This is a genomic window from Xenophilus arseniciresistens, assembly GCF_028023875.1.
In the GTDB taxonomy this organism is placed as follows: domain Bacteria; phylum Pseudomonadota; class Gammaproteobacteria; order Burkholderiales; family Burkholderiaceae_C; genus Xenophilus; species Xenophilus arseniciresistens.
The window spans coordinates 1-605 of the sequence record NZ_JAQIPB010000024.1 but is presented as its reverse complement, the minus strand read 5'-3'; the positions used below and the strand labels follow the sequence as shown (position 1 = coordinate 605).

Sequence of the window (605 nt, the reverse complement as noted above, 5' to 3'; positions counted from 1 at the left end):
TAGGTGTCCAGCGCTTCAGCCAGCTTCATGATGGCCTCTTCACCCAGCTTGCCCTTGTCGCCTTCGAGGGCGAGCTTGGCCGAGCCGTGGATGATGGGGGTGTCGTCGCCGGGGAAGTCGTACTTGTCCAGCAGCTCGCGCACTTCCATTTCGACCAGCTCGAGCAGCTCGGCGTCGTCGACCATGTCGCACTTGTTCAGGAACACGATGATGTAGGGCACGCCCACCTGACGGGCCAGCAGGATGTGCTCGCGCGTCTGGGGCATCGGGCCGTCAGCGGCCGAGCACACCAGGATGGCGCCGTCCATCTGGGCAGCGCCGGTGATCATGTTCTTCACATAGTCGGCGTGGCCCGGGCAGTCCACGTGCGCGTAGTGGCGGTTGGCCGTTTCGTACTCGACGTGCGCGGTGTTGATGGTGATGCCGCGCGCCTTTTCTTCGGGTGCTGCGTCGATTTCGTCGTACTTCTTGGCTTCACCGCCGAACTTGGCCGACAGCACCGTGGCGATCGCCGCCGTCAGGGTCGTCTTGCCATGGTCCACGTGACCGATCGTGCCCACGTTCACGTGGGGCTTGGTACGTTCGAACTTGCCTTTTGCCATTTT

1 protein-coding gene is annotated in these 605 nt (G+C 63.0%); it reads right to left on the bottom strand.

Features of this window, described 5'->3' with window-relative positions:
* On the bottom strand, nt 1-602 hold a 602-nt coding region (locus tag PGB34_RS23040), incomplete at its 3' end, for a GTP-binding protein (protein WP_271430462.1).
* Between the last annotated feature and the right edge of the window lie 3 nt (nt 603-605).